We start from the raw sequence: 18921 nt of genomic DNA on the forward strand, positions 1-18921 counted from the left end.
CGCCGGGAGCGGGCTTGCCGGTCATGCCGGTCATGCCGGTCATGCCGCGGGCCTGCGGGTGGCCCGGCCGCCCTTGGAGACGATGGTGCTGACGTTCATGCGCTTGCTGAACCGGTACGTCATGAGGGGGCTGCCACTGACCATCTCCTTGTACGCGACGGCACCGCGCCCGGTGAGGCACTGGCGGCGGGGGGTGAAGTCGGTCCTGGTGAACTGGATGACGGCGTCCCGGCGGCCGAGGCTGACCGGCTGGTGGTAGTAGCCGAAGCGGAACGGCTTGACGGCCTTGCCGCGTATTAGCCGCGTGATGGTGTCGGCGGTGTACTGGGCGGTGGGCAGCCCGCTCTGGCAGGAGCCGTGGAGCTGTCCCCAGGCCAGGCGTACGGCGGCGGCGTCGCCGATGGCGTGGATCTCCGGGTGGGACACCGACCGCAGCGTGGCGTCGACCAGGATCAGACCGCGGTCGTCGGTGGCGATCCGGGCGTCGGCGGCGAGCGACGGCACCTTGACACCGGCGGTCCACAGGCAGGCGTCGGAGCGGATGATCCGGCCGTCGGCCAGCTCGACGGCCGCGGGCAGCACCTTGGTGATGCGGGCGCCGGTCTCCCGGGTGATGCCGAGGCGGTCCAGTGCGCGGTGGAGGTGGGCGCGGGCCTTGGTGCCCATCATGCCGCCGGGTTCGTCCGGGCTGATCAGCGTGACGTCCAGGCCGGGGTGGCTCTCGGCGATCTCGGTGGCCGCCTCGATGCCGGTGAAGCCGGCGCCGCAGACGGTGACCGTGCCGCCGGCCGCGGCGACCTCGGTGAGCCGAGCGGCGAACCGGGCGGCGATCTCGGGGCTGTTGAGGGTGAACGCATGGACATCGGCGCCGGGGACGTTGCCGGTGTCGGTCGAGCTGCCCAGCGCGTAGACGAGCGTGTCGTAGTCGAGGGACATCGCGCCGTCCACGGTGACACGCCGGGTCTCGGGGTCGATGGCGGTGGCGGTGCCCTGGACGAACGTGACGCCGGTACCGGTGAGCAGGTCGGGGATCCGGTGGTCGGCGAGCTGTTGCCCGGCGGCGATCTGGTGCATCCGCAGCCGCTCGACGAACCGGCTCGACGGGTTGACCAGGGTGATCTTCACGCCGGTCCGGCGGGTGCGGTGGGCAAGCCGGACAGCGCTGAACATACCTGTGTAGCCGGCGCCGAGAACGACGATGTGGTGGCCGTTGGTCATCTCAGTCTCCCTGGGTCGGTCACCGGCCTCGGTGCCGGTGACACCCGTGGGACAAGGAACCCCCGCTGGACGTGACAGGCCGCCGATGTGGCCCGTACCACATCGGTGCCCTTGAGGTAGGTTTGGATCAAGGTCGGCAGTGATCTGCCGAAGACATGCATGCCGGGCCGGAGCACGGGGAGTCCGACCAACTCGCCCGTCCGGCCACGGCTCGCGGAACGGGGGACTCATGACCAGGTATCAGTGCGTGCCCGCTGGGGCGGGCGCGATTGCCGTCGGCGCCGGAATCGAGCTTTCCCTGAAGTAACGGCTGGAGCGGTGCAGTTGTCGCGGTAGCGGCCGCGGACCCGGGTGTCACCGTGCCCGCAGTCGGGCTTGGCGGTGTCGGGCTTGGCGTGCGTCGAGCCGACTGGGCCGCCCGTAAGGGACCACCAGCCTGCCAAGAGCGCCATACATGTTGAGGAAGCATGCGCATGACTCGCATACACAAACTACTGATGTCAGCCGGTGCGCTGGTCCTGGCAACCGCCACGCCCGCCATCGCCGACACTCCCTCTCCTACTCCCTCTATTGCGCCCTCCACGCCCGTGCCCTCCGCCGACGCCGACGTTGACGATGCGGTCGAAGACGGCCAATGGACGAGCGAGGCGGCCGAGAAGTTCTGGACACCCGAGCGGATGGCCGCGGCCGTACCGGACTCTCCCCGCCCCGATGCGCCCGCCGGCTGGAAGCCCGCCGCACGCGGGTCGGGCGCGGCAGCCGCGGCAGCCGCCAAGGACGGCCACTACTTCGGCGGCGTTCCCACCGTCGGCACCTTCTTCCACTACACAAGGAACCCCGCCACCGACCAACTGGAGGGGCGGTTCTGCTCGGCCAGTGTCATCGACAGCCCGCAGGGCAACGTCATCCTGACCGCCGCACACTGCTCGGGCGGCAGCAAGGGCATGTTCGTACCCCGCTACGACGGCGCGGCGACGAACCCCGCCCCCTACGGCCGGTTCCCGGTGCAGAAGTGGATCCGCGACTCCCGCTGGTACAAGGTGGGCGACCAGCCCACCCGTGACGCCTACTCCGACCTGGACTACGCCTTCGCCCGGGTAGGCACCAACAGCAACAACCGCAGCCTGCAGAAGGCGGTCGGCGCCGCTCTCGAGCTCGGCCAGGTGAACGGCGACTACAGCCGGACGGTGACCGTGGTCGGCTACCCGGGAAGCCACAACCCGAAGAACCGGCCGATCATCTGCCCCGGCGTCACAACCCGGCAGCTTCGCGGCTACCGGCAGCTGCGCATGGAGTGCGGCGGCTTCTACGGAGGCACCTCCGGAAGCCCCTGGATCACCGGCCTGAACACCACGACCGGCAGCGGAACCGTGATCGGCAACCTCGGCGGCTACTACGGCGGCGGCCTGGAGAACAACAGCGACCGCATCTCCTTCGCCGTCACCTACGACAAGCGCGCCCTGGAGATCTACGCCGCCGCGAAGAACAACACCGAACCGCGGCAATACCCGCGCGGCTACAGCATGTACCCCACCGGCGGCGGCCTGTGGACCAAGGCCAAGAAGTTGGCCTCCGGTGACTACAACGGCGACGGCAAGACCGACATGATCGTGGTCTGGACGGACGGCGAGGTCACCCTCTACACCGGTGACGGCAAGGGCGGCTTCTCCGGCGAGAAGAGGATCACGAAGTCCGACACCTGGAAGAACGCCAAGGTCATCGCCGGAGGTGACTTCAACGGCAGTGACTCCTCCGACCTCGTCGTGGTCTGGACGGACGGCGAAGTCACCCTCTACACCGGCGACGGCAGGGGCGGATTCGCCAAGGAGACGCAGCTCCAGAAGCCCAACGACACCTGGCGGAACGCCAGCCAGATCACGGCCGGACGCTACAGCGACAACAAGTGGACCGACGACCTCATGGTCCGCTGGGTCGACGGGGAACTCTCCCTCTACACCGACGTCGACGGCCGGGGCCTCCTCCACGAGCACAAGCTCAAGGACCCCGACGACACCTGGAAGCACGCCACGATCCTCACCGCCGGCAACTTCACCGGCGGCCCCAACTGGGATGTGATGGTGCGCTGGTCGGACGGCGAGCTCTCGCTCTACCGCGACGCGGGCCCCTCCGGTGTGGGAACGGAAGTCCGGATGATGTCCTCTAACCAGCTGTGGACCCACGCCTCCGTCATGACCGCGGGCGCCTACACGCAGGGCGAGCCCGACGACCTGCTGGTGCGCTGGTCGGACGGTGAGACCACCCTCTACACCGACACCTCCACCACCCTCGGCCGTGAACACATGCTCGTGCCGCCCAAGGCCGGCTGAACCCCCCTCTCAGGAAGGCGAGGTACGCACGATGTACCTGCGCACTGCAGCGACCGCTCTCACCGCGACCGCTCTCACCGCGACCGTCATCGGCATCACGGGCTCCCACACAGCCTCGGCGGCGGACGGTCCGGGCCTGAGCGTCAGCATCCGCGAAAACGACAGCGACAGCACCGGGGACGGCCCGCTTCAGCGGGGTGCGCCCGTCGTGGTCACGTCCGACGTCGACCTGACCTCCCTGGCCGCGGACGGCAACGGCCGCTTCACCGTGAAGTCTCCGGCGTTCACGAAGGACGTGACCGTGGAGATGCGGAAGAACAGCTTCGGGGAGGGCCACGGCACCATCAGCTGCGACATCGGGCCGGGAAGCTACCCGGTCGACATCGCCGGGCAGCACGAGAACTCCGCGGCGATCGGCAACCGGGGCCACCTGACCATCACGGTCAAGGACGACAACGACCGGTACTGCGGGCAGGCGGCCGGTTCCTCCAGCCGTACCGGCACTGTTGCCGCAGTCGTCGGCGGCGGCGCGATAGTCCTCGCCGCCGCCGGCTACACCGTCATGCGCCGCAGGAGGACCAGGAACACCTGACCGCTCACCATCGGCGCCCGGACGACTCCGCAGTGAGCGCGCTCGGTCGCCGCCCCTGGTCGCCGCCCTAGTCGACGTCCACCGGACCGTCGTTCGACTTCCTCCCCTTGTTGGTGGGCAGCTGGAGCAGGCCGCTGCCGCTGCCCTCGCGCTCCTCCTCGGTCCGCCGTCCGTCGGTGTCCTGGCCGTTCAGGTTCTGTCGGACCGAGTCGAGGATCGTCAGGCCCTGGGACACCAGACCGGCGGCGATCTCGCCGAGGCCGTCCGCACCGTTGAGGACGTTGACGTTGGCGCCCGCGAGGCCGCCGGCGGCCTCCTTGACGATCTGCGGGAGCTGGTCGATCAGCATCCGGTCGAGCGCGACCCGGTCGTACGACGCCGCCGCCTCTGCCTGGATCTTCATCCGCTGCGCCTCGGCGGCCGCGAGGATCCTGACCCGCTCGGCCTCGGCCTCGGCGGGCTTCACGACTTCGGCGACCAGCTGCTGCTGGCGCAGCTTGGCCTGGCGCTGGGCCAGCTCCGTCTGGGCGGCGAGCACCTCCTGCTGGGCGTGCGCCTGCGCCAGCGGTCCGGCCTGCGCGGCCTGCGCCTGGGCGCGGTCCACCTCGGCCGAGTACTCCGCCTTGACGATGGCGGTCTGCCGGGCGTACTCGGCCTGGTTGCGGGCCGCCACCTGCTCCGCCTCGACCGAGGCCTGGGTGGCCTGCGCCTGGGCGATCTGGGCCTGCCGCTGGATGGCCGCCTTGTGCGGCGCGGACATCGCGTCGATGTAGCCGGTGTCACCGTCGTCGATCGACTGGATCTGCAGCGAGTCGACGATCAGCCCGATCTTCGCCATCTCCGTCTTCGACGTGTCCAGCACCTCCGCGGCGAGCTTCTGCCGCTCGGTGACGATCTCCTCGACCGTCATCGAGCCGATGATGGCCCGCAGGTGACCGGCGAAGATCCGGCCGGTGAGCACGGACATCTGCTCCTGGTCGGACAGGAACCGCTGACCGGCGTTGATGATGCTCTCGTGGTCGTTGCCGACCTTGAAGGCGATGACCGCGCGGACGTGCAGCGCGATGCCCTGCCTGGTCACACAGGTCTCGGTGACCTCGGACTCACACATGGACAGGGTGAGGAACCGGACCTTCCGGAACACCGGCAGCACGAACTTCCCGTGCCCCGTGACCACTCGGAACGGCGCGCCCCCCAGTCCCCGCCTGCCCCCCGAGATCAACATCGCCTCGTCGGGAGCGGGTACGCGGTATCCGAACATTCCTGTTACTCCTCAGCCGGCCTCGGCGGCATCCCCGCCGAGCGCGTCCAATGGATCCACCCACTCGATGACGCCGACCTCGCGGCATCCCCGTGATTCGATCACGAGCACCGTCGTGCCCACGGGCAGGGGCTCCTCCGACCAGGCGAGAAACGTCTCGGAACCGCCTCTGACGCGCACCAGGACTTCGCCGGGGCCTGTGGAACCGCGAGTTCCGATGAGTACCTTCCCCGTGCAGCCGATCACGGCCTCGTCCTGCGGCATCACCGGCCGTCCTCCTCCTCCTGGCCCCTTGATTCCGACGATAGACCCAGTCCGGCCGGGACCCAACGGGCGGGGGGACTCGGACCGAGCCACCGGGACGGACGGGCGGGCGGCGGCGATGCTCGGCACTGATGGGCAAGACCCACGCCCGGGCAACGACCGCACGACGCGCCACATGGCCGGAGGGCCGAAGACCGTTCCTCGCGGTCTTCGGCCCTCCGGCCGGGGTGGCGGTTGTGCCGACTACGACGAAGGGCGGCAGAAGGTGCTGCGACCGGCCTCCGAGGTGGGGCTAGCGGTTGCCGAAATAGCGGTAGTGATCGTGGCGCCGGTCGCTGTACCAGCCGTAGTGCCGACCCTGGTCCCAACCGCGGTTCCGTCCTTGGCCCCAACCGCGGTTCCGGTCCCAGCGCCAGCCGCGGTCCCAGTCCTGGTGCCGCCGGTCGTCGAAGCGACCGTCGTGGTCGTGCTCGATCCCGCGGCTGTGTGAGTAACTCCTGCCGCTGTCGCTGTCGCTGTCGCTGTCGCGGTCGTGGTCGCGGTCGGCTCCGGAAGCCAGGGCCGGCACGGCGGCCGCGCCGACGAGGGCCCCCGAAGCCACCAAGTTGGCGATCAGGCGGACCGTCGTACGGGAAACAGACATGAATCCATCACCTCACGTTCGCGCTCACCGTCCCTGGCCGGGCACGGCGTGCAATCCGGAACTCCCGGCTCAGCGCCGAGGCCCCACACTGTGGCCCTCCACGGCGACACGAGACGTAGGAAAGGTCACGACGCGGGGCCTCTGTCCGGGGGACCCGTTGCGGCGCCCGTGCGCGCAGGACACCGGAAGCACATCGAGTGCGCTTGCGGCAGTCTGCTTGGATACCGGAGATGACGACGAGTTCTCCTGCTCCCCGCGCGGACGACGCCGATTCCGACCGCCTGAGGGCCCTGCTGGAACGTGCCGCCACGGGCCGGGACAGTCAGGCCTGGAGCGACCTCTGGACGGAGCTCTACCACAACGGCTCTCTGGATGTCGCCCATCCGCTGGTGCTGCACACGCTGGCCGACATGGCGCAGGCCGACGAAGCCGACACGGCAGCTTCGGCCCTCCACCTGGCCGGCGCTCTTCTCGTCCAGGCCGACCAGCGGTACGAGACGCGGAACCTGCGACACCAGTACGCGCCGGAAGTCGCATCCCTACTGGGCGCAGCAAACCGGTGGCGGCAGGTCACCGCCGACCGGAACGACTACTGCTGTCTGGTTGAGGCGGTCCTGAACCTGGAAGGCGACATTGACTGGGCGGAGGACTTGATCTGTGGCGTCGTCGGCCAGGAATACGAGCTCGAGTGCCCCGATCCCGACGGGTGCGCGTCGCTGTGGGTGATTTTCGGAGAGCGGGGCTTCTTCAGTGCAGCGGAGGACTATGCCCTCTCCGACGACGTCGAGACCTTCCCTCTCCATCCGGTCGATCCCCGTGCCCTGGAAGGTCTCGGTCGGCGCATCCACGACCTTGCCCTGGCCGACGGCCATGAGGAAGTCGCGCGTGCCCTGACTTATGCCTTCGGTGAGGCGACTTGCCCGGAGTGTGAGCAGCGCTTCTCTGTCGTCGGGCAGGTCATCGCCAGGTACAGCTGAGAACCGCGTCGGGTGGCGGGGGTTCGAACCCACGACCGCTTGGTCCCGAAGCGACTCGTGCGGGCGTGGTTGTCCGCCTCTGTCGGCCGGCGTTGTCACGCACTCGGACACGCACTCGGACACTCACTTGCTCATCGCGGAACCGTGCACGCCGTGTTTGATGTCGTGCTGTGTCGTGGACACAGCCAAGCCGAGCTCCAGCTCCTGTCTCCCCTGGGCGGTCTCCGCATTGTTCGGAGCTGCTATGGGCGGCGTCGCCTGGTCGCTGACCGTCTGGGCGCGCGCGTATTGCGACGCGGGTTACGACGCCGGCGGACGCTTCGAACTCAACTTCTTGCTCCCTCTGGTCGTGGGAGCCGAAGCACTCGTCGGGCTCGTTGCGTGGGCCATCGGCCGCCGGCTGGTGCTTCGCGCGCCGACGGCGGTCCGCCTCTCACTGCCGACGCTGCTGGTGGTTGTCGCGACGGTGGGGCCGGCATGGTGGTTCTTCGCGACCCGGGGGACGCTGGACGGCTATCCCGGCGACTCCGGCCTTTGCCCAGTGAGTAACGTCCCGCCCCAGTGGCCTGACTGGATCCCCGTCTGATCCGCCACAACTGATCATCGGCGGCCGTGACCTGCGGCCGCCGAATCCCCCGCGTCAGGAGTTCGGTCCGAGCCCGCTCCGGCTGCTGTCGTTGATTGGTGGGACGGCCGGACAGAGATGCTGGTGTACGCCTCTGTCCGGCGTCGTTGGTGTCAGCCGTGGAGGCCCGTGTGGGGCGCTGCTGGTTGCGGTACATCACTGCTGTACCGCAACTCCCCGCGGTCAAGGGGGTGGGCACAAAGGTCCCCGGGAGCCACCTCGGGACTATGGTGCAGGCCACAGACCCCACCCCCCTCATTCCCCGGCCAACACGACGCCATCCAGATTTTTCGGAGTTCGGAGGTCTGCGGATGTCGAGAACGTGCCACCGGCTCCGTCCCGGGGACATCAGTGGCCACCACCGGCCGCACGAGGAAGAAGGAGAAACCGGCATGGCGATTCTGCGGATGGACAACGTCGGCATCGTCGTCGAGGACATGGATGCCGCCATCGCGTTCTTCGTGGAACTCGGTATGGAGCTGGAGGGCAGGGCGGAGGTCGAGGGCCTCTTCGCCGACCAGTGCACCGGACTCGACGGCGTCCGCTGTGACATCGCGATGGTCCGGACCCCAGACGGTCACAGCCGGCTCGAGCTGGCGAAGTACCGCAGCCCCGCGGCGATCAGCGCCGGGCCGCGCAACCGGCCGCACAACATTCTGGGCACGCACCGCGTCATGTTCGCCGTCGACGACATCGAGGACACCGTTGCCCGCCTGCGCCCTCACGGCGCCGAACTCGTCGGCGAGATCGCCCGGTTCGAGGACAGCTATCTGCTCTGCTACCTCCGCGGCCCGGAGGGCATCATCGTCGGACTGGCCGAGCAACTGCGCTGAGAAGTTTCGGTCGGCCTCCGGGTCAGTCCGGCCGCCCTTTTGGACTACGCAGCTGTCAGTGACGTGCGCAATGATCCGGGTACGAGTAGCTGGTGAGGCCCCGATGAGTAGTTGAGCTCATGTCGCTGTCCGGTTGCCGAGTGCAGCCTGGCTCCGTGAACGTGACCCGGAACGTCGAGCCCCGCGACCTGGCCGACTGACCCGCGTGTCGCTTCCTTGCCCTGTTCTTCTGGAGCTGGGTGGCGCTGATCACGTTCGGTCCCGTCCTTCTTCTGGCTTTCCTGCTTACTTCGCCGGGCATCGACGTGCGCTGCCAGGCCCGCTCGGGGGTGCGGGCCTGGCAGCCAGGCCCGCTCGGGGGTGCGGGCCGCTCGTGTTCTGGCTGGGAACTTGCCAGGGTGCGTGGCGACTGGGTGGGGTTGGTGTCGGGTCAGGCGGAGTGGCGGTAGTAGGTGAGGGAGACCTTGACCGGGCCGTCGTTCGAACCATCGGTGAGCGTGCGGATAAGGGCGATGTCCTGGCCGCCCGGGTAGCGGACGCAGAAGCTGCGGCCGGCGCGCAGCGTGGTGAAGGACAGGGTGGAGGCGGGCTGGGTGCCGATGCCCTTGAGGCAGTCGGTGAGCGTGAGGGACCCGGCTGGCGGGATGTAGGCGGCGCTGTCATCGGGGATGTAGTACTCGCCGTCCTCACGGCCCAGGTACCAGGTGGAGTTGTCCTGGGTCACCTTCCCAGCCTTGAGATCGAACTCGTAGTCGGAGTCAGGGGAGGTGAGTTCGCGGTTCATGTAGACGGCGGTGTAGCCGGAGACTGTGGTCGGTTGCGGGTGCGTGGAGGAGGACGGGGTGGGGGTGGAGGCAGGCGACGGGGGGACGCTGCCGGTGGCGGCGACGTTCTGCTCGACGCGGTCGTCGAAGTATGGGGAATGGAGCAGGAAATAGGCCGTTGCGGCACCGGTGATGAAGGCGATGGTCGTCAGGAGCGCGGTGGCCGCGGCTCTGCGTGTGGCGGGCGCTGGCTGCTGCTGGTGGGGCGCCGGGGCGGGGAGGACGGATGCGGCCGGGGCGTCGGCCGCGGACCGAACCGGGTCGAGGATCGTGGCGGGCGGGGGAGGTGTGGTCGGTAGGTCGGTGTGGCGGTGGATCTCGTTGCTGACCTGCTGAGGCAGCCAGCCGTCGGAGAAGCGGAGTTCGCCGCCGGTGGCGGGGTGGCTGCGGGCGGCCTCGATCAGCCAGGCTGTGTCCGGCCGGTCCTCGGGGCTTTTGGCCAGGCAGAGCCGGACCAGCTCGTGCAGCCCGTAGGGAAGGTGGGAGAGGTCGGGCTCCTCGTGTATCGCCCGGTAGAGGGAGGCGGAGTCGGGTCCGTCACCGAAGGGGGCGGTGCCGGAGCCTATGTAGGCGATCAGGGCGCCCATGGCGAAGACATCGGTGGCCGGGCTTGCGGGCAGTCCGAGGGCTTGTTCGGGGGCCATGAAGCCCGGCGAGCCGATGCGCAGGCCAGTGCCGGTGAGGGGGTGGGCGTCGGCAGCGCGGGCGATGCCGAAGTCGATGACGCGGGGGCCGTCGGCGGCGACGAGAACGTTGCCGGGCTTGAGGTCGCGGTGGACGACGCCCGCGGCGTGGATCGCCTGCAGGGCCTCGGCGATGCCGGCGACGAGCAGCAGTACGGTCCGCTCGGGCAGCGGGCCGTGACGGTGGACGACCTGCTGGAGGGAGGGGCCGGGCACGAAGGTGGTGGCGAGCCAGGGGGTGGTGGCGTCGGCGCCCGCGTCGACCACCTGGGCGGTGTAGAGGCCGTGGATACGCCGGGCGTTGGCGACCTCCTGGGCGAAGCGGTACCGGAACCCCGGATCCTCGGCGAGTTCTGGCCGGACCACCTTGAGCGCAACCGGGCGCCCGCCGACGGTGTAGGCCAAGTAGACCCGGCCCATGCCGCCCACGCCGAGCCGCGCGCAGAGGCGGTAGCCGCCGATCTTGCGGGGATCGTCCGGGGACAGTGCCTCGAAGGGCGAGGGCGACAGAGCGCCGAAGGGCTGTGCGGTCATGCTGGCTCCCAGCGGGTCGAGCGGTTGGGACTGGGGCGGAGTGGAGTGGGTGCGGTGGCCGGGGCGGCCCAGGACACCCCGGGTTGGTCGCCGACCTGCTCGGCCGGGTGCGGCTGATGAACGGGGTCGCCGCCCTCGCCGAACGGCCGACGGCGCTGCTGGCGGCTGGCATGCGCCGACCCAGCGGCAGCGTGCCGGTAGAACAGGCGCACGGGCTGACGGCGGGGCGAGAGGGACGACCACCGGTTTGTCGCTGCCCCGGGGGCAATGTGTCGCTGAGCGAGGAGGCGCCGGGACGGCCAGATGCGGAATGCCTGCCGAGACGAAGACGGTTTTCGGCGAGCCGTACCGCAAGCGGGGTTATTCGCGGGAGGTGCCGAACACGGTGCGGTGACCGATGAGCAGCACCAGGGAACCGGCGACCGCGGCGCCCCAGGTGTACGGGTCGAAGAAGTCCTTCTCCACCGGGCGGTCGAGGAAGCGGGCGGAGAGCCAGCCGCCTACGAAGGCGCCCGCGACGCCGATGAGAGTGGTGCCGATCAGCCCGCCCGGGCTGCGGCCGGGCAGCAGCGTCTTGGCGATGGCTCCGGCGAGCAGGCCGAGGATGATCCAGCTGATGATGCCCACGGTGTTCTTCCTTCCGTCGGGTCGGGTGCGCCCGAGGCCGACACTTGGTTCGCTTGCTTACGCAAGCCAGTAGTGCTTGGTCCAGGCTTCTCTTGCATGCAGCAGGCAGGGCAGGCAGGGCAGGCGCCGGACCGGATGGCAAGAGTGTCTGCAGCTCTCGGACGACCTGGTAGAGGATCAGGCCATAGCCGCTTCTCTCGGGGCTGGGCTGGCCGTCGGAGGATGCAGAAGGCGAGGGGGCCGCCCAAGCCCGGCTCTTTCAGTCCGCGATTTCCTTCGCGGCGCGAATTCCCGACAGGTAGGCGCCGTGAACGGTCTGATAGGAGGCGCGGTGCGTCGCCTCGCCGGCGAAGTGCACACGGTCGTCCACGGCGGCGGCGAGATGGTCGCGCATGGCCGGTGTGGAGCCGATCTTGTTGTACGAGTACGAGCCGCGCGCATACGGGTCGGACGCCCAGCGGGTGATCTGGCAGTCGACAGGGGTGGGGATGTCACTGCCGAAGATGGTTCTCAGCGTTCCCATGGCGCTGTTGACGATCTGGGTGTCGCTCCAGCCTTCGATCGTGCGGCCGAAGTCGGCGGCGTTGAAGCCGAGCAGTACCGGCTGGCCGGTGGGACGGGTGATGTTGATCCATTGCTCCCACTGTCCGTACTTGCCCAGCTCCGGCATGTAGGTCATCCAGTCGGTGTCCGGCCAGAACACCCGGGGGAAGCGGAGGTAGCACTTGTTGAGCACGCCCATGCCGAGCTGGGCGATGGCGTTGCGCTTGGACGCGGGCAGGCCGGGGCCGAACGTGACCGCGCCGCTCTGCAGCACGCCCAGCGGCAGCGTCACCACCACATGACCGCCATGGAATGTGCCCTTGTTGGTGCCGACCGTCACGCCGCTGGAGTTCCAGTCGATGTGCTTGACGACGTGCCCGGTCCGGATGGACAGCCCCCGCGCGAGCAGATCGGTGATCCGGCGGTAGCCGCCAGGGAACAGCACGTCCTTGCCCTTGATATCCGCACCGCTGTCGAAATACAGCGCCGACATCTGGCCCACGCTGCCCGAGTACTCGTGTTCGTAGTCGTTCAGCCCGAAGGAAGCCAGGACCTTGTCGTCGTCGGACAGTGAGGACCAGTGCAAGGCGCGCTCCACCACGCTGCGTACCGACGTGTCCTTGTCTGCGTTGTCCTGGTACGCAGCGAGAGCGTCCTCCATTTTGCTCTGCCAGCCCTCCATCGCCTTTTCGTGGGCGTCGTCGACCTCGCTGCCGTCGGGAAGGTAGTCGGTGGAGCTGTCGGGGTCGGTGACGACCGTCCGTGCTTTGGCCTTCGTGGCCAGCGTGGCGATCGGATTGTTGTCGATGCCGTGGATCCATGAGGCGCCGAGGTCGAGCGGCACGCCGGCCCACTTGTCGCTGGTCCATATGCGGCCGCCGATCCGGTTGCGCGCTTCGAGGACCACCACCTCCTCACCCTGGTCGGCCAGGTGGCGGGCTGCGGCAAGACCGCTGATCCCGGCACCGACGACGATCACCCCTTCACTGCCGGACGAAGCCGACGTGTTCGCCTCGGCCGGGCTGACCTTGCAGGCGGACAGGGAGGTGAGAGCGGCGAGGCTGGGCAGGCCCAGGCCCGCCCTCTGCAGGAAACGCCGGCGGTGCATCGTCATGGCTATCAACCGATCTGCGATCTGACACGGGCTCTTGCGGGCATGCCGATGAACGCTCCGTTGCGTTCGATGCTCTGCCCGTAGGCGAAGAAGCCGAGCAGGCTCCAGCGACGCCCCCGATCCGGTCGGGGACCGCCTCAGTACAATGAGGCTGATACTGCAGAGCATGCAATTGAAACATCAGTGTGTCAATAGAGGCATTGGAGATTGGTGCGACGATGCGTACCGACGCGGCAGAGGTGCTGGACTCGGCCATCCCGGTTCTTGCCAAGGACCGGGCGGCGTCCATGCAGGTCATCGCCGCACGCGCGGGCATCAGCCGGGCGACCCTGGTCCGCCTGTTCCCCACCCGTAAGCTCCTGGTGCAGGCGATGGCCGAGAAGATCCTGGGCGACTGCGACCGGGTCCTGGCCCAGGCCGAGGCGGACGCCGCGCCCATGGAGCAGGTGCTGGTCGCGCTGGTCGCCGAGTACACGCCGTTCGCCCAACTGTGGAACCTGGTCTACATCGAGCCCGATGTCTCGGGTCTGCCCGAGGCCAGCACGCGGGCCAAGGCGATCTTCATCCGGACCGTCAAGCTCATGGAACGCGGCCAGAACTCGGGGCTGCTGCGGGGCGACATGCCGGCCACCTGGCTGGCCTCGACGTTCTGCGGCCTGGCCGAGACCGCATGGGAGCTGACACTCGAAGGCCACATGGGCGCCCGCCAAGCCCCGGACTTCATCAACGCGATCCTGCTGCACGGCGCGACCGCCTGACCATCGCCCGGAACCACCGGGTCCGGGGCCCTGGCCTACTGGTCACGTGAGCTCGGCGGTGCGCTCGCGCGCATGCTCCGCGACCCGCCGGGCTACAGCGGTGGCGAGGGGTCCGCCGAGGTCGCGCCGTAAGCTGCGCCGGGTTTCTGATTCACGGGAGGCGTGGGTGGGGCGGGAAATGGTCCTCAGCGGCCGATACGAGCTGGCCGAGAAGCTCGGGCAGGGTGGCATGGGAACGGTCCATCGGGGAGTGGACCGGCAACTGCGCCGCACCGTCGCAGTCAAGCTGCTCTCCTCGGAGTTGGCCCACGATCCGCAGTCGCGAGCCCGTTTCCGGCGCGAGGCTCACGCGGCCGCCGCGCTGAACCATCCGGCGGTGGCCACCATCCACGACGTCGGCGAGGAGACGCACCCGGATGGCCCGCGGCCCTACCTGGTCATGGAGTACGTGCAGGGCGTCACGCTCGCCGAGGCCCTGCACGGCGGCCCACTCCCCGTCGCCGAGGCGATCAACGTGGCCTGCGCGGTACTGGACGCGCTGCGGCACAGCCACGAGCGCGGCATCGTGCACAGAGACATCAAGCCCTCGAACATCATGCTCACCGGACCCGACACCGTGAAGGTCCTCGACTTCGGCATCGCCAAGGCGTTCACCGAGGCCGCCACCCGCATCACAGGCAGTGGTGCGGCGATTGGCACTCCCGCTTACCTTTCTCCCGAGCAGATCAACGGGGCGGAGATCGACCATCGGGCCGATCTGTACGCGATGGGGTGTCTGCTGCACGAACTGCTGACCGGGCAGACCCCGTTCCGTGGCGAATCGCCCTTCGCCGTCATGCATCAGCACCTGTTCGCCGCGCCCAAGCCGGCCTCCCGGCTGAGACCGCAGATACCACCGGCGGTGGAGGCGGTGATCCTGCGCGCCCTCAGCAAGGAACCGAAGGAACGGTTCGCCGATGCCGGGCAGATGCGCGCAGCCCTCGCCGACGCCCTGACACAGACCTCCATGCCGACGGTCCAGGCCACCACGCCCGGGCCTCCGGCGACGCGAACCGGCGGCCGAACCGCTCCCCGGGACAAGTTCCGTATCGCACTGCGCCCTTCCGCGGACAACGCTCTGGCCCTGCTCGGATGCCTGCTGTCGCTGCTGTGCGCACACAGCCAACTCGTGGACACCGCCCACTTCGGCCGGGTCGCCATCGCGACGGGCGTGTTGGGCTTGCTGACGCTGCCGTGGTCGACACGCCTGTCGTGCGTGGTCGGCTGGGGGCCGGTGGCCGAGGCTGTGGCGGTCAACTCGGAACTGCGACGCGCTGAGGTCGGGTGGGTCGGCTCGTACGCCGCCATCGCTGCCTTGCTGGCATTGGCCGCCGCTTGCTGCCTCGTCAGCGCGGCACGCAGCCAGGAGCATGGCTCCGGCCCACTGGTCGCCTTCTGGTTCAGTGCCACCGCATCGATCTGGTACTTCCTCGACGACCTGCACAAGCTCGTCGTCTTCTACCTGCTGCTGACGCTGGTCGCCATTGCCACGGTGTCGTGGGAGGCCGTCGAACTCGTGCGGCGCCGGGCCGGGGACAGGCGGGCAGCGCCGGAAGGGCCGTCAGCCGGCGTGACGCCGCCTGGCCGCCGGCTCACGGGCACGTTGACCCGAAACCTCAGGGCATGACGGGGTCGGCGGCAGGCCCAGAGGTCAGCATGTGGGCCGAGATGATCTTCACCCGGGCCGCAGGGCTCGCCGAACGCGACGCGGCCTCGAAGGCCGCAGTCGGTGCACAGGCCGAGGCGTCGCGGTAGGAGCCGCATTCCTCGGCGTTGATGGCAGCAATCCGGCAGGGGGCCCGCCGCTCGAGGCAAAGCCCTACCTGAACGACCACTGCCGACAGCGACACGATCGATGAGTTCACGCGTCCGCCGGGGTTGTGCGGTCCGATACATCGACGATGCATCGATGGTCGGTTGGAGCACGGTCTCGACCGCGCAGTTCGATGGGGTATCCCGGCTGACCCACCATGCCGGCGAAGGCCCTACGGCTGGGGTAGGAGACGATCGCCACCGCATCCCATCCCTGTGCGGAGTCGCCCACGAGCGGCGTGCTCCCCACGCCGTAGTAGAGGATCTTCACACCCGCGGCTTCGGCGAAAGGCTGGGCGTGCCGCAGATAGTCGGCGTACGTCTCGGCACCACCCTCGCTGAACCGGAGCAGATTGAGCATCACCACGGGCGCTTCAGGGGCCTCCGCCACGAACCGCTCGATGTCCTCAACGCTTGGATCAAGGTTCATCGCCGGGCTCCTCTCACCTGCATTTCACTGGATCACCCATGCAGGGAGTGGGCAATTCGTCACTGTCTGCCGCTCAGTCCGTCTCGCTGGCGATGGAACGGCGCTCCGTGGGCACAACGCGGAGGCGTGTTGTTGCCGCTCAGGTCGAAGTCGGCGCAGGTGAGGAACAGGTAATTGAACTTGCCGAGCAGGAAGGCCAGGACGCCGAGGGCGATGGTGACACCGGCTGCTCCCAACCGGTGAAAGAGAGGGAGTTCTGCGTAGTCGGGGACCAGGATCTTCGACAACAGCCAGGCCAGCATCGGAGCACCCACCACGGTGAGGACTACCTCGAAGTAGTGGAGGTAGGGGGGACCGTGGGTCGTCGGGGCCAGGATGGCCAGAAGGACCCAGACCGAGGGCAGCGCCAGAGCGAGCCAGCCTCCCAAGGGGACCGCACCCCGCCTGCGCAGAATCACCCCTGAGAGAAGTACGGCGGTGGCTACGGCCCAGAGACCGAGTACGGCATCGAAGAAGACGGCGTTGTATGCGCCCAGGGTGAAAGCGGGCCACCAGACGACGAGGCTTCCACCTGTTGACGCGGCCGCCACAGCGCGGAGTGTCGGGTCCAGCTCGGGCAGGCTGCGCTTCGGCTTCGCGCTGGAATCGCGTTGTGGGTCATTGGCCATGTTCGGCTTACCGTCCGAGAGGAGAGAGTGACGGAACCGCTGCCGTGTACAGCGAACGGCGGCAGGAGCGCCAGAGCAGGACCAGCGCGGCGACCAGGCCTGACGGTGGTGGCTCCAGGGTGGGTATGTAGCCCTGAGACGTCTCAGGGCTGGGGGGCATATGAGTGGGATTGTTGGACAACTACCGACGCTGTTAGGAGTTGTAGTCGGTGGCCTGATGTCCTATCTGGTTGGGGCGCTCGCCGAGCGCAGCCGCTGGCGCAGGCAGCAGGAGACCCGCTGGGATGGCCATCTCCTCCAGGCGTACAGCGAGTACAGCCATGCCGTGAAGGAGTGCGCCACTCGGTACCAGCGGCTTGCTGCCTACCGCGGTCTCGTTGATCACCCGGCACCCCTTCAACCGACGGATGCGGAACTGGAGCAGGCAGCGACCGCAGAAGGCCGTCGGGCGGCCTCAGTGGAGGCCCTGAGCCTCCTGACCAACGCCGAGACTGCAGAAGCGGTGCAGACACTCAACAGGTGTGTTTGGCACCTTGAGTGGCTTGCTCGTGGGCAGTTGGCTGGGAACCCGCCATCTTGGGCAGAGGCCTTCAGAAGCTACCGAGCTGGCGGGCCGAGTTCCATGATCGCGCTCGGAGAAGCCTGCAAATATCCGAGCTGGGGACCTTGCGTGAGGCACCGTGGCCTCCGCCTTGGCGGCCGGTTCGAGAACCTTCTGATCCGTAGCTCTGCAGAATACGGTTATTGGTGGTCATATAGGCTGCCGGGAGGCCAGTGAGGGCCGGTGTTGGGCGATGCCGGCTTGTAGGGTTGCTGTACTTCGTTGCTGTACCGCAGCTGGGCCGGTGCTACAGCTGAGCTCTCGGTGGCTTGAGGGCGGGCTTCTACGTACGACCCTTGATGCCATCTCCGCGCCCTCTACGCTCCCCATGTGCGCCCTTCACCGGGGCGGGGTCTCCGTGCGGTACTACCAGACACATGCGTCACGTCCGTAGGCCACAGTGCTTGGCTACTGGTGCAGGGTGCCAAGATCAGAGGGGCAGCGCTTGAGTGAAAGACGAGGCATACAACGGGCCCTGCTCTCCGATCTGGGGATCTCGCTGGCGAGCGGCATCATCCTGGCGGCTGGCGGAAGCGCGATCGCGGCGCTGACCCGCTCGTGCGCCGGTGCCTCCGTTCCCGCTTGGTTGTTCGTGGCAATCGCTGCGACGTCCTTTCCGGCCGCCTTTCTGCTGACCCGTCGTCTCACCCGGTCCGGCCCTCAAGCCTTCATCCTGATCTCAGCGTTTGCGCAGACCCGCTGGCTCGCCGGGTTGTTGGACTCCGCAGTCCGCTCCCTTGACCACCACGGCATAGACCTCATCGTCAAACTGCCGCGGCACGATTACAGCGGTCAGAGCCAGGTGCGGGAGCTGAACGCTATTCGGAAGAAGAGGTGGTCATTTGTTGGTGGCCTCATTGTCTGCTCCCGCCCGGAGACCATCCGACGAGAACTGGCTGATACCAGCACCATGACCGGCCTGCCGATCGTGTTCGTCGACATCCGGCCCTTCCCGCAGGTACAGGACTATCCTCCCAACACCGTATTCGTCGGCTGTGACGCGGACGAGATCGGTGAGCGCGCATCACAGTGGGTTGGCCAGGAGCTGCGGGAAGCCGGGAAGAACCGGCCCTCCATACTCGTCGTGGCTGGTGAAGCACAGGTCGGCCGGCACCTCGCCTTCGCGGCCAAGATTCGTGACATGGTGTCGCCCTCCCGACTGGACATCAACGTGCAGGGGAACTTCTCCCGGGAGTGCGCTCGCGACGTTGTTGACCAGCATCTGCGCCACCTTCAGCGACGCGGGGAGTCGCTGGACGCCATCTACTGCACCAACGACGAAATGGCCCTGGGAGCCGTGGACGCGGTTAAGGAGCACGAGGCACGGGGCTACCAGCACGCCGGACTGTTCATCCTCGGCGTAGACGGGACACCGGACGCCCTTGCGACCATCAAGTCAGGAGCCACGCCCTTCCGGGCGACCATCGTGCAAGATCCCCGGCGTATCGCGGAAGCTGCCGTCGACCTGTTGCTGCGCTTGCGGGCCGGCGAGCACGTCCCAACACAGACACTGGTGGCCACGACTGTGTATCCCTCACAGTGACGTTG

19 protein-coding genes are annotated in these 18921 nt (G+C 68.3%); 8 read left to right on the plus strand and 11 right to left on the minus strand.

Annotation, left to right across the window (positions count from 1 at the left end; translation table 11 throughout):
• Positions 1–39: 39 nt before the first annotated feature.
• Positions 40–1218, minus strand: a complete 1179-nt coding sequence (locus ACFY1J_RS24705) for an NAD(P)/FAD-dependent oxidoreductase (protein ID WP_390709801.1) — start codon at positions 1216–1218, stop codon at positions 40–42.
• 473 nt (positions 1219–1691) lie between these two features.
• On the opposite strand from ACFY1J_RS24705, the gene ACFY1J_RS24710 reads away from it, so the two are divergent.
• Both ACFY1J_RS24710 and ACFY1J_RS24715 read left to right on the plus strand, forming a co-directional pair.
• Positions 1692–3545 (plus strand): FG-GAP-like repeat-containing protein, encoded by a 1854-nt coding sequence (locus ACFY1J_RS24710; protein ID WP_390731931.1) that lies wholly within the window; start codon positions 1692–1694, stop codon positions 3543–3545.
• A gap of 31 nt (positions 3546–3576) precedes the next feature.
• Positions 3577–4137: a hypothetical protein gene (locus tag ACFY1J_RS24715; RefSeq protein WP_390731932.1), complete on the plus strand. Its 561-nt coding sequence runs from the start codon at positions 3577–3579 to the stop codon at positions 4135–4137.
• A 67-nt stretch (positions 4138–4204) separates the two neighbouring features.
• Here the strand turns inward: ACFY1J_RS24715 and ACFY1J_RS24720 are convergent, their stop codons facing one another.
• The 3 genes from ACFY1J_RS24720 to ACFY1J_RS24730 form a co-directional block, all read right to left on the minus strand.
• Positions 4205–5398, minus strand: a complete 1194-nt coding sequence (locus tag ACFY1J_RS24720; RefSeq protein WP_390709804.1) for an SPFH domain-containing protein — start codon at positions 5396–5398, stop codon at positions 4205–4207.
• A 12-nt stretch (positions 5399–5410) separates the two neighbouring features.
• Positions 5411–5662, minus strand: a complete 252-nt coding sequence (locus tag ACFY1J_RS24725) for a hypothetical protein (RefSeq protein WP_390709805.1) — start codon at positions 5660–5662, stop codon at positions 5411–5413.
• Between the two features lie 292 nt (positions 5663–5954).
• On the minus strand, positions 5955–6305 hold the full coding sequence (locus ACFY1J_RS24730; RefSeq protein ID WP_390731933.1) for a hypothetical protein: 351 nt from the start codon (positions 6303–6305) through the stop codon (positions 5955–5957).
• A 230-nt stretch (positions 6306–6535) separates the two neighbouring features.
• Here ACFY1J_RS24730 and ACFY1J_RS24735 point away from each other — a divergent pair, with 230 nt between their 5' ends.
• The 3 genes from ACFY1J_RS24735 (at position 6536) to ACFY1J_RS24745 (ending at position 8740) form a co-directional block, all read left to right on the plus strand.
• Complete coding sequence (locus ACFY1J_RS24735) at positions 6536–7282, plus strand: hypothetical protein (RefSeq protein WP_390709807.1); 747 nt, start codon at positions 6536–6538, stop codon at positions 7280–7282.
• A gap of 244 nt (positions 7283–7526) precedes the next feature.
• A complete protein-coding gene (locus ACFY1J_RS24740) occupies positions 7527–7868 on the plus strand; it encodes a hypothetical protein (protein WP_390709808.1) in 342 nt (113 codons plus the stop codon).
• A gap of 431 nt (positions 7869–8299) precedes the next feature.
• Positions 8300–8740, plus strand: a complete 441-nt coding sequence (locus ACFY1J_RS24745; RefSeq protein ID WP_390709809.1) for a VOC family protein — start codon at positions 8300–8302, stop codon at positions 8738–8740.
• A gap of 430 nt (positions 8741–9170) precedes the next feature.
• On the opposite strand, the gene ACFY1J_RS24750 is transcribed toward ACFY1J_RS24745, so the two are convergent.
• The 3 genes from ACFY1J_RS24750 to ACFY1J_RS24760 all read right to left on the minus strand — a co-directional run bounded on the left by ACFY1J_RS24750 (position 9171) and on the right by ACFY1J_RS24760 (position 13065).
• Entirely contained in the window at positions 9171–10781 is a 1611-nt protein-coding gene (locus ACFY1J_RS24750; protein WP_390709810.1) for a serine/threonine-protein kinase, read from the minus strand.
• Between the two features lie 360 nt (positions 10782–11141).
• Positions 11142–11408: a GlsB/YeaQ/YmgE family stress response membrane protein gene (locus tag ACFY1J_RS24755; RefSeq protein ID WP_390709811.1), complete on the minus strand. Its 267-nt coding sequence runs from the start codon at positions 11406–11408 to the stop codon at positions 11142–11144.
• A 259-nt stretch (positions 11409–11667) separates the two neighbouring features.
• A complete protein-coding gene (locus ACFY1J_RS24760; RefSeq protein ID WP_390731934.1) occupies positions 11668–13065 on the minus strand; it encodes an NAD(P)/FAD-dependent oxidoreductase in 1398 nt (465 codons plus the stop codon).
• A 218-nt stretch (positions 13066–13283) separates the two neighbouring features.
• Between ACFY1J_RS24760 and ACFY1J_RS24765 the strand changes: the two genes are divergently transcribed.
• Positions 13284–13823, plus strand: a complete 540-nt coding sequence (locus ACFY1J_RS24765) for a TetR/AcrR family transcriptional regulator (protein WP_390709813.1) — start codon at positions 13284–13286, stop codon at positions 13821–13823.
• Positions 13824–13989: 166 nt separating this feature from the next.
• A complete protein-coding gene (locus ACFY1J_RS24770) occupies positions 13990–15489 on the plus strand; it encodes a protein kinase (RefSeq protein WP_390731935.1) in 1500 nt (499 codons plus the stop codon).
• On the opposite strand, the gene ACFY1J_RS24775 is transcribed toward ACFY1J_RS24770, so the two are convergent.
• The 4 genes from ACFY1J_RS24775 to ACFY1J_RS24790 form a co-directional block, all read right to left on the minus strand.
• On the minus strand, positions 15479–15727 hold the full coding sequence (locus tag ACFY1J_RS24775) for a hypothetical protein (RefSeq protein WP_390709815.1): 249 nt from the start codon (positions 15725–15727) through the stop codon (positions 15479–15481). The two genes, ACFY1J_RS24770 and ACFY1J_RS24775, sit on opposite strands and share 11 nt — an antisense overlap.
• Positions 15724–16104, minus strand: coding sequence for a hypothetical protein (locus ACFY1J_RS24780; RefSeq protein WP_390709816.1), 381 nt, complete (start codon positions 16102–16104; stop codon positions 15724–15726). The genes ACFY1J_RS24775 and ACFY1J_RS24780 overlap by 4 nt, the downstream gene beginning before the upstream one ends.
• Before the next feature lie 59 nt (positions 16105–16163).
• Positions 16164–16772 carry a hypothetical protein gene (locus ACFY1J_RS24785; RefSeq protein ID WP_390731936.1) on the minus strand — a complete coding sequence of 203 codons (609 nt, stop codon included), beginning with the start codon at positions 16770–16772 and terminating at the stop codon, positions 16164–16166.
• A gap of 193 nt (positions 16773–16965) precedes the next feature.
• Positions 16966–17094, minus strand: a complete 129-nt coding sequence (locus ACFY1J_RS24790; protein WP_390709818.1) for a hypothetical protein — start codon at positions 17092–17094, stop codon at positions 16966–16968.
• Positions 17095–17818: 724 nt separating this feature from the next.
• Here ACFY1J_RS24790 and ACFY1J_RS24795 point away from each other — a divergent pair.
• Positions 17819–18916, plus strand: a complete 1098-nt coding sequence (locus ACFY1J_RS24795; protein WP_390709819.1) for a sugar ABC transporter substrate-binding protein — start codon at positions 17819–17821, stop codon at positions 18914–18916.
• Positions 18917–18921 lie beyond the last annotated feature (5 nt).

Source organism: Streptomyces sp. NPDC001406 (assembly GCF_042895285.1).
Lineage (GTDB): Bacteria > Actinomycetota > Actinomycetes > Streptomycetales > Streptomycetaceae > Streptomyces.

Bases quoted from the DNA above. Each gene is read 5' to 3' on its own strand.
- ACFY1J_RS24705 (WP_390709801.1), bottom strand. From the start codon at position 1,218: ATGACCAACGGCCACCACATCGTCGTTCTCGGCGCCGGCTACACAGGT.
- ACFY1J_RS24710 (WP_390731931.1), top strand. From the start codon at position 1,692: ATGACTCGCATACACAAACTACTGATGTCAGCCGGTGCGCTGGTCCTG.
- ACFY1J_RS24715 (WP_390731932.1), top strand. From the start codon at position 3,577: ATGTACCTGCGCACTGCAGCGACCGCTCTCACCGCGACCGCTCTCACC.
- ACFY1J_RS24720 (WP_390709804.1), bottom strand. From the start codon at position 5,398: ATGTTCGGATACCGCGTACCCGCTCCCGACGAGGCGATGTTGATCTCG.
- ACFY1J_RS24725 (WP_390709805.1), bottom strand. From the start codon at position 5,662: ATGCCGCAGGACGAGGCCGTGATCGGCTGCACGGGGAAGGTACTCATC.
- ACFY1J_RS24730 (WP_390731933.1), bottom strand. From the start codon at position 6,305: ATGTCTGTTTCCCGTACGACGGTCCGCCTGATCGCCAACTTGGTGGCT.
- ACFY1J_RS24735 (WP_390709807.1), top strand. From the start codon at position 6,536: ATGACGACGAGTTCTCCTGCTCCCCGCGCGGACGACGCCGATTCCGAC.
- ACFY1J_RS24740 (WP_390709808.1), top strand. From the start codon at position 7,527: ATGGGCGGCGTCGCCTGGTCGCTGACCGTCTGGGCGCGCGCGTATTGC.
- ACFY1J_RS24745 (WP_390709809.1), top strand. From the start codon at position 8,300: ATGGCGATTCTGCGGATGGACAACGTCGGCATCGTCGTCGAGGACATG.
- ACFY1J_RS24750 (WP_390709810.1), bottom strand. From the start codon at position 10,781: ATGACCGCACAGCCCTTCGGCGCTCTGTCGCCCTCGCCCTTCGAGGCA.
- ACFY1J_RS24760 (WP_390731934.1), bottom strand. From the start codon at position 13,065: ATGACGATGCACCGCCGGCGTTTCCTGCAGAGGGCGGGCCTGGGCCTG.
- ACFY1J_RS24765 (WP_390709813.1), top strand. From the start codon at position 13,284: ATGCGTACCGACGCGGCAGAGGTGCTGGACTCGGCCATCCCGGTTCTT.
- ACFY1J_RS24780 (WP_390709816.1), bottom strand. From the start codon at position 16,104: ATGAACCTTGATCCAAGCGTTGAGGACATCGAGCGGTTCGTGGCGGAG.
- ACFY1J_RS24785 (WP_390731936.1), bottom strand. From the start codon at position 16,772: ATGGCCAATGACCCACAACGCGATTCCAGCGCGAAGCCGAAGCGCAGC.
- ACFY1J_RS24790 (WP_390709818.1), bottom strand. From the start codon at position 17,094: ATGGCTGTACTCGCTGTACGCCTGGAGGAGATGGCCATCCCAGCGGGT.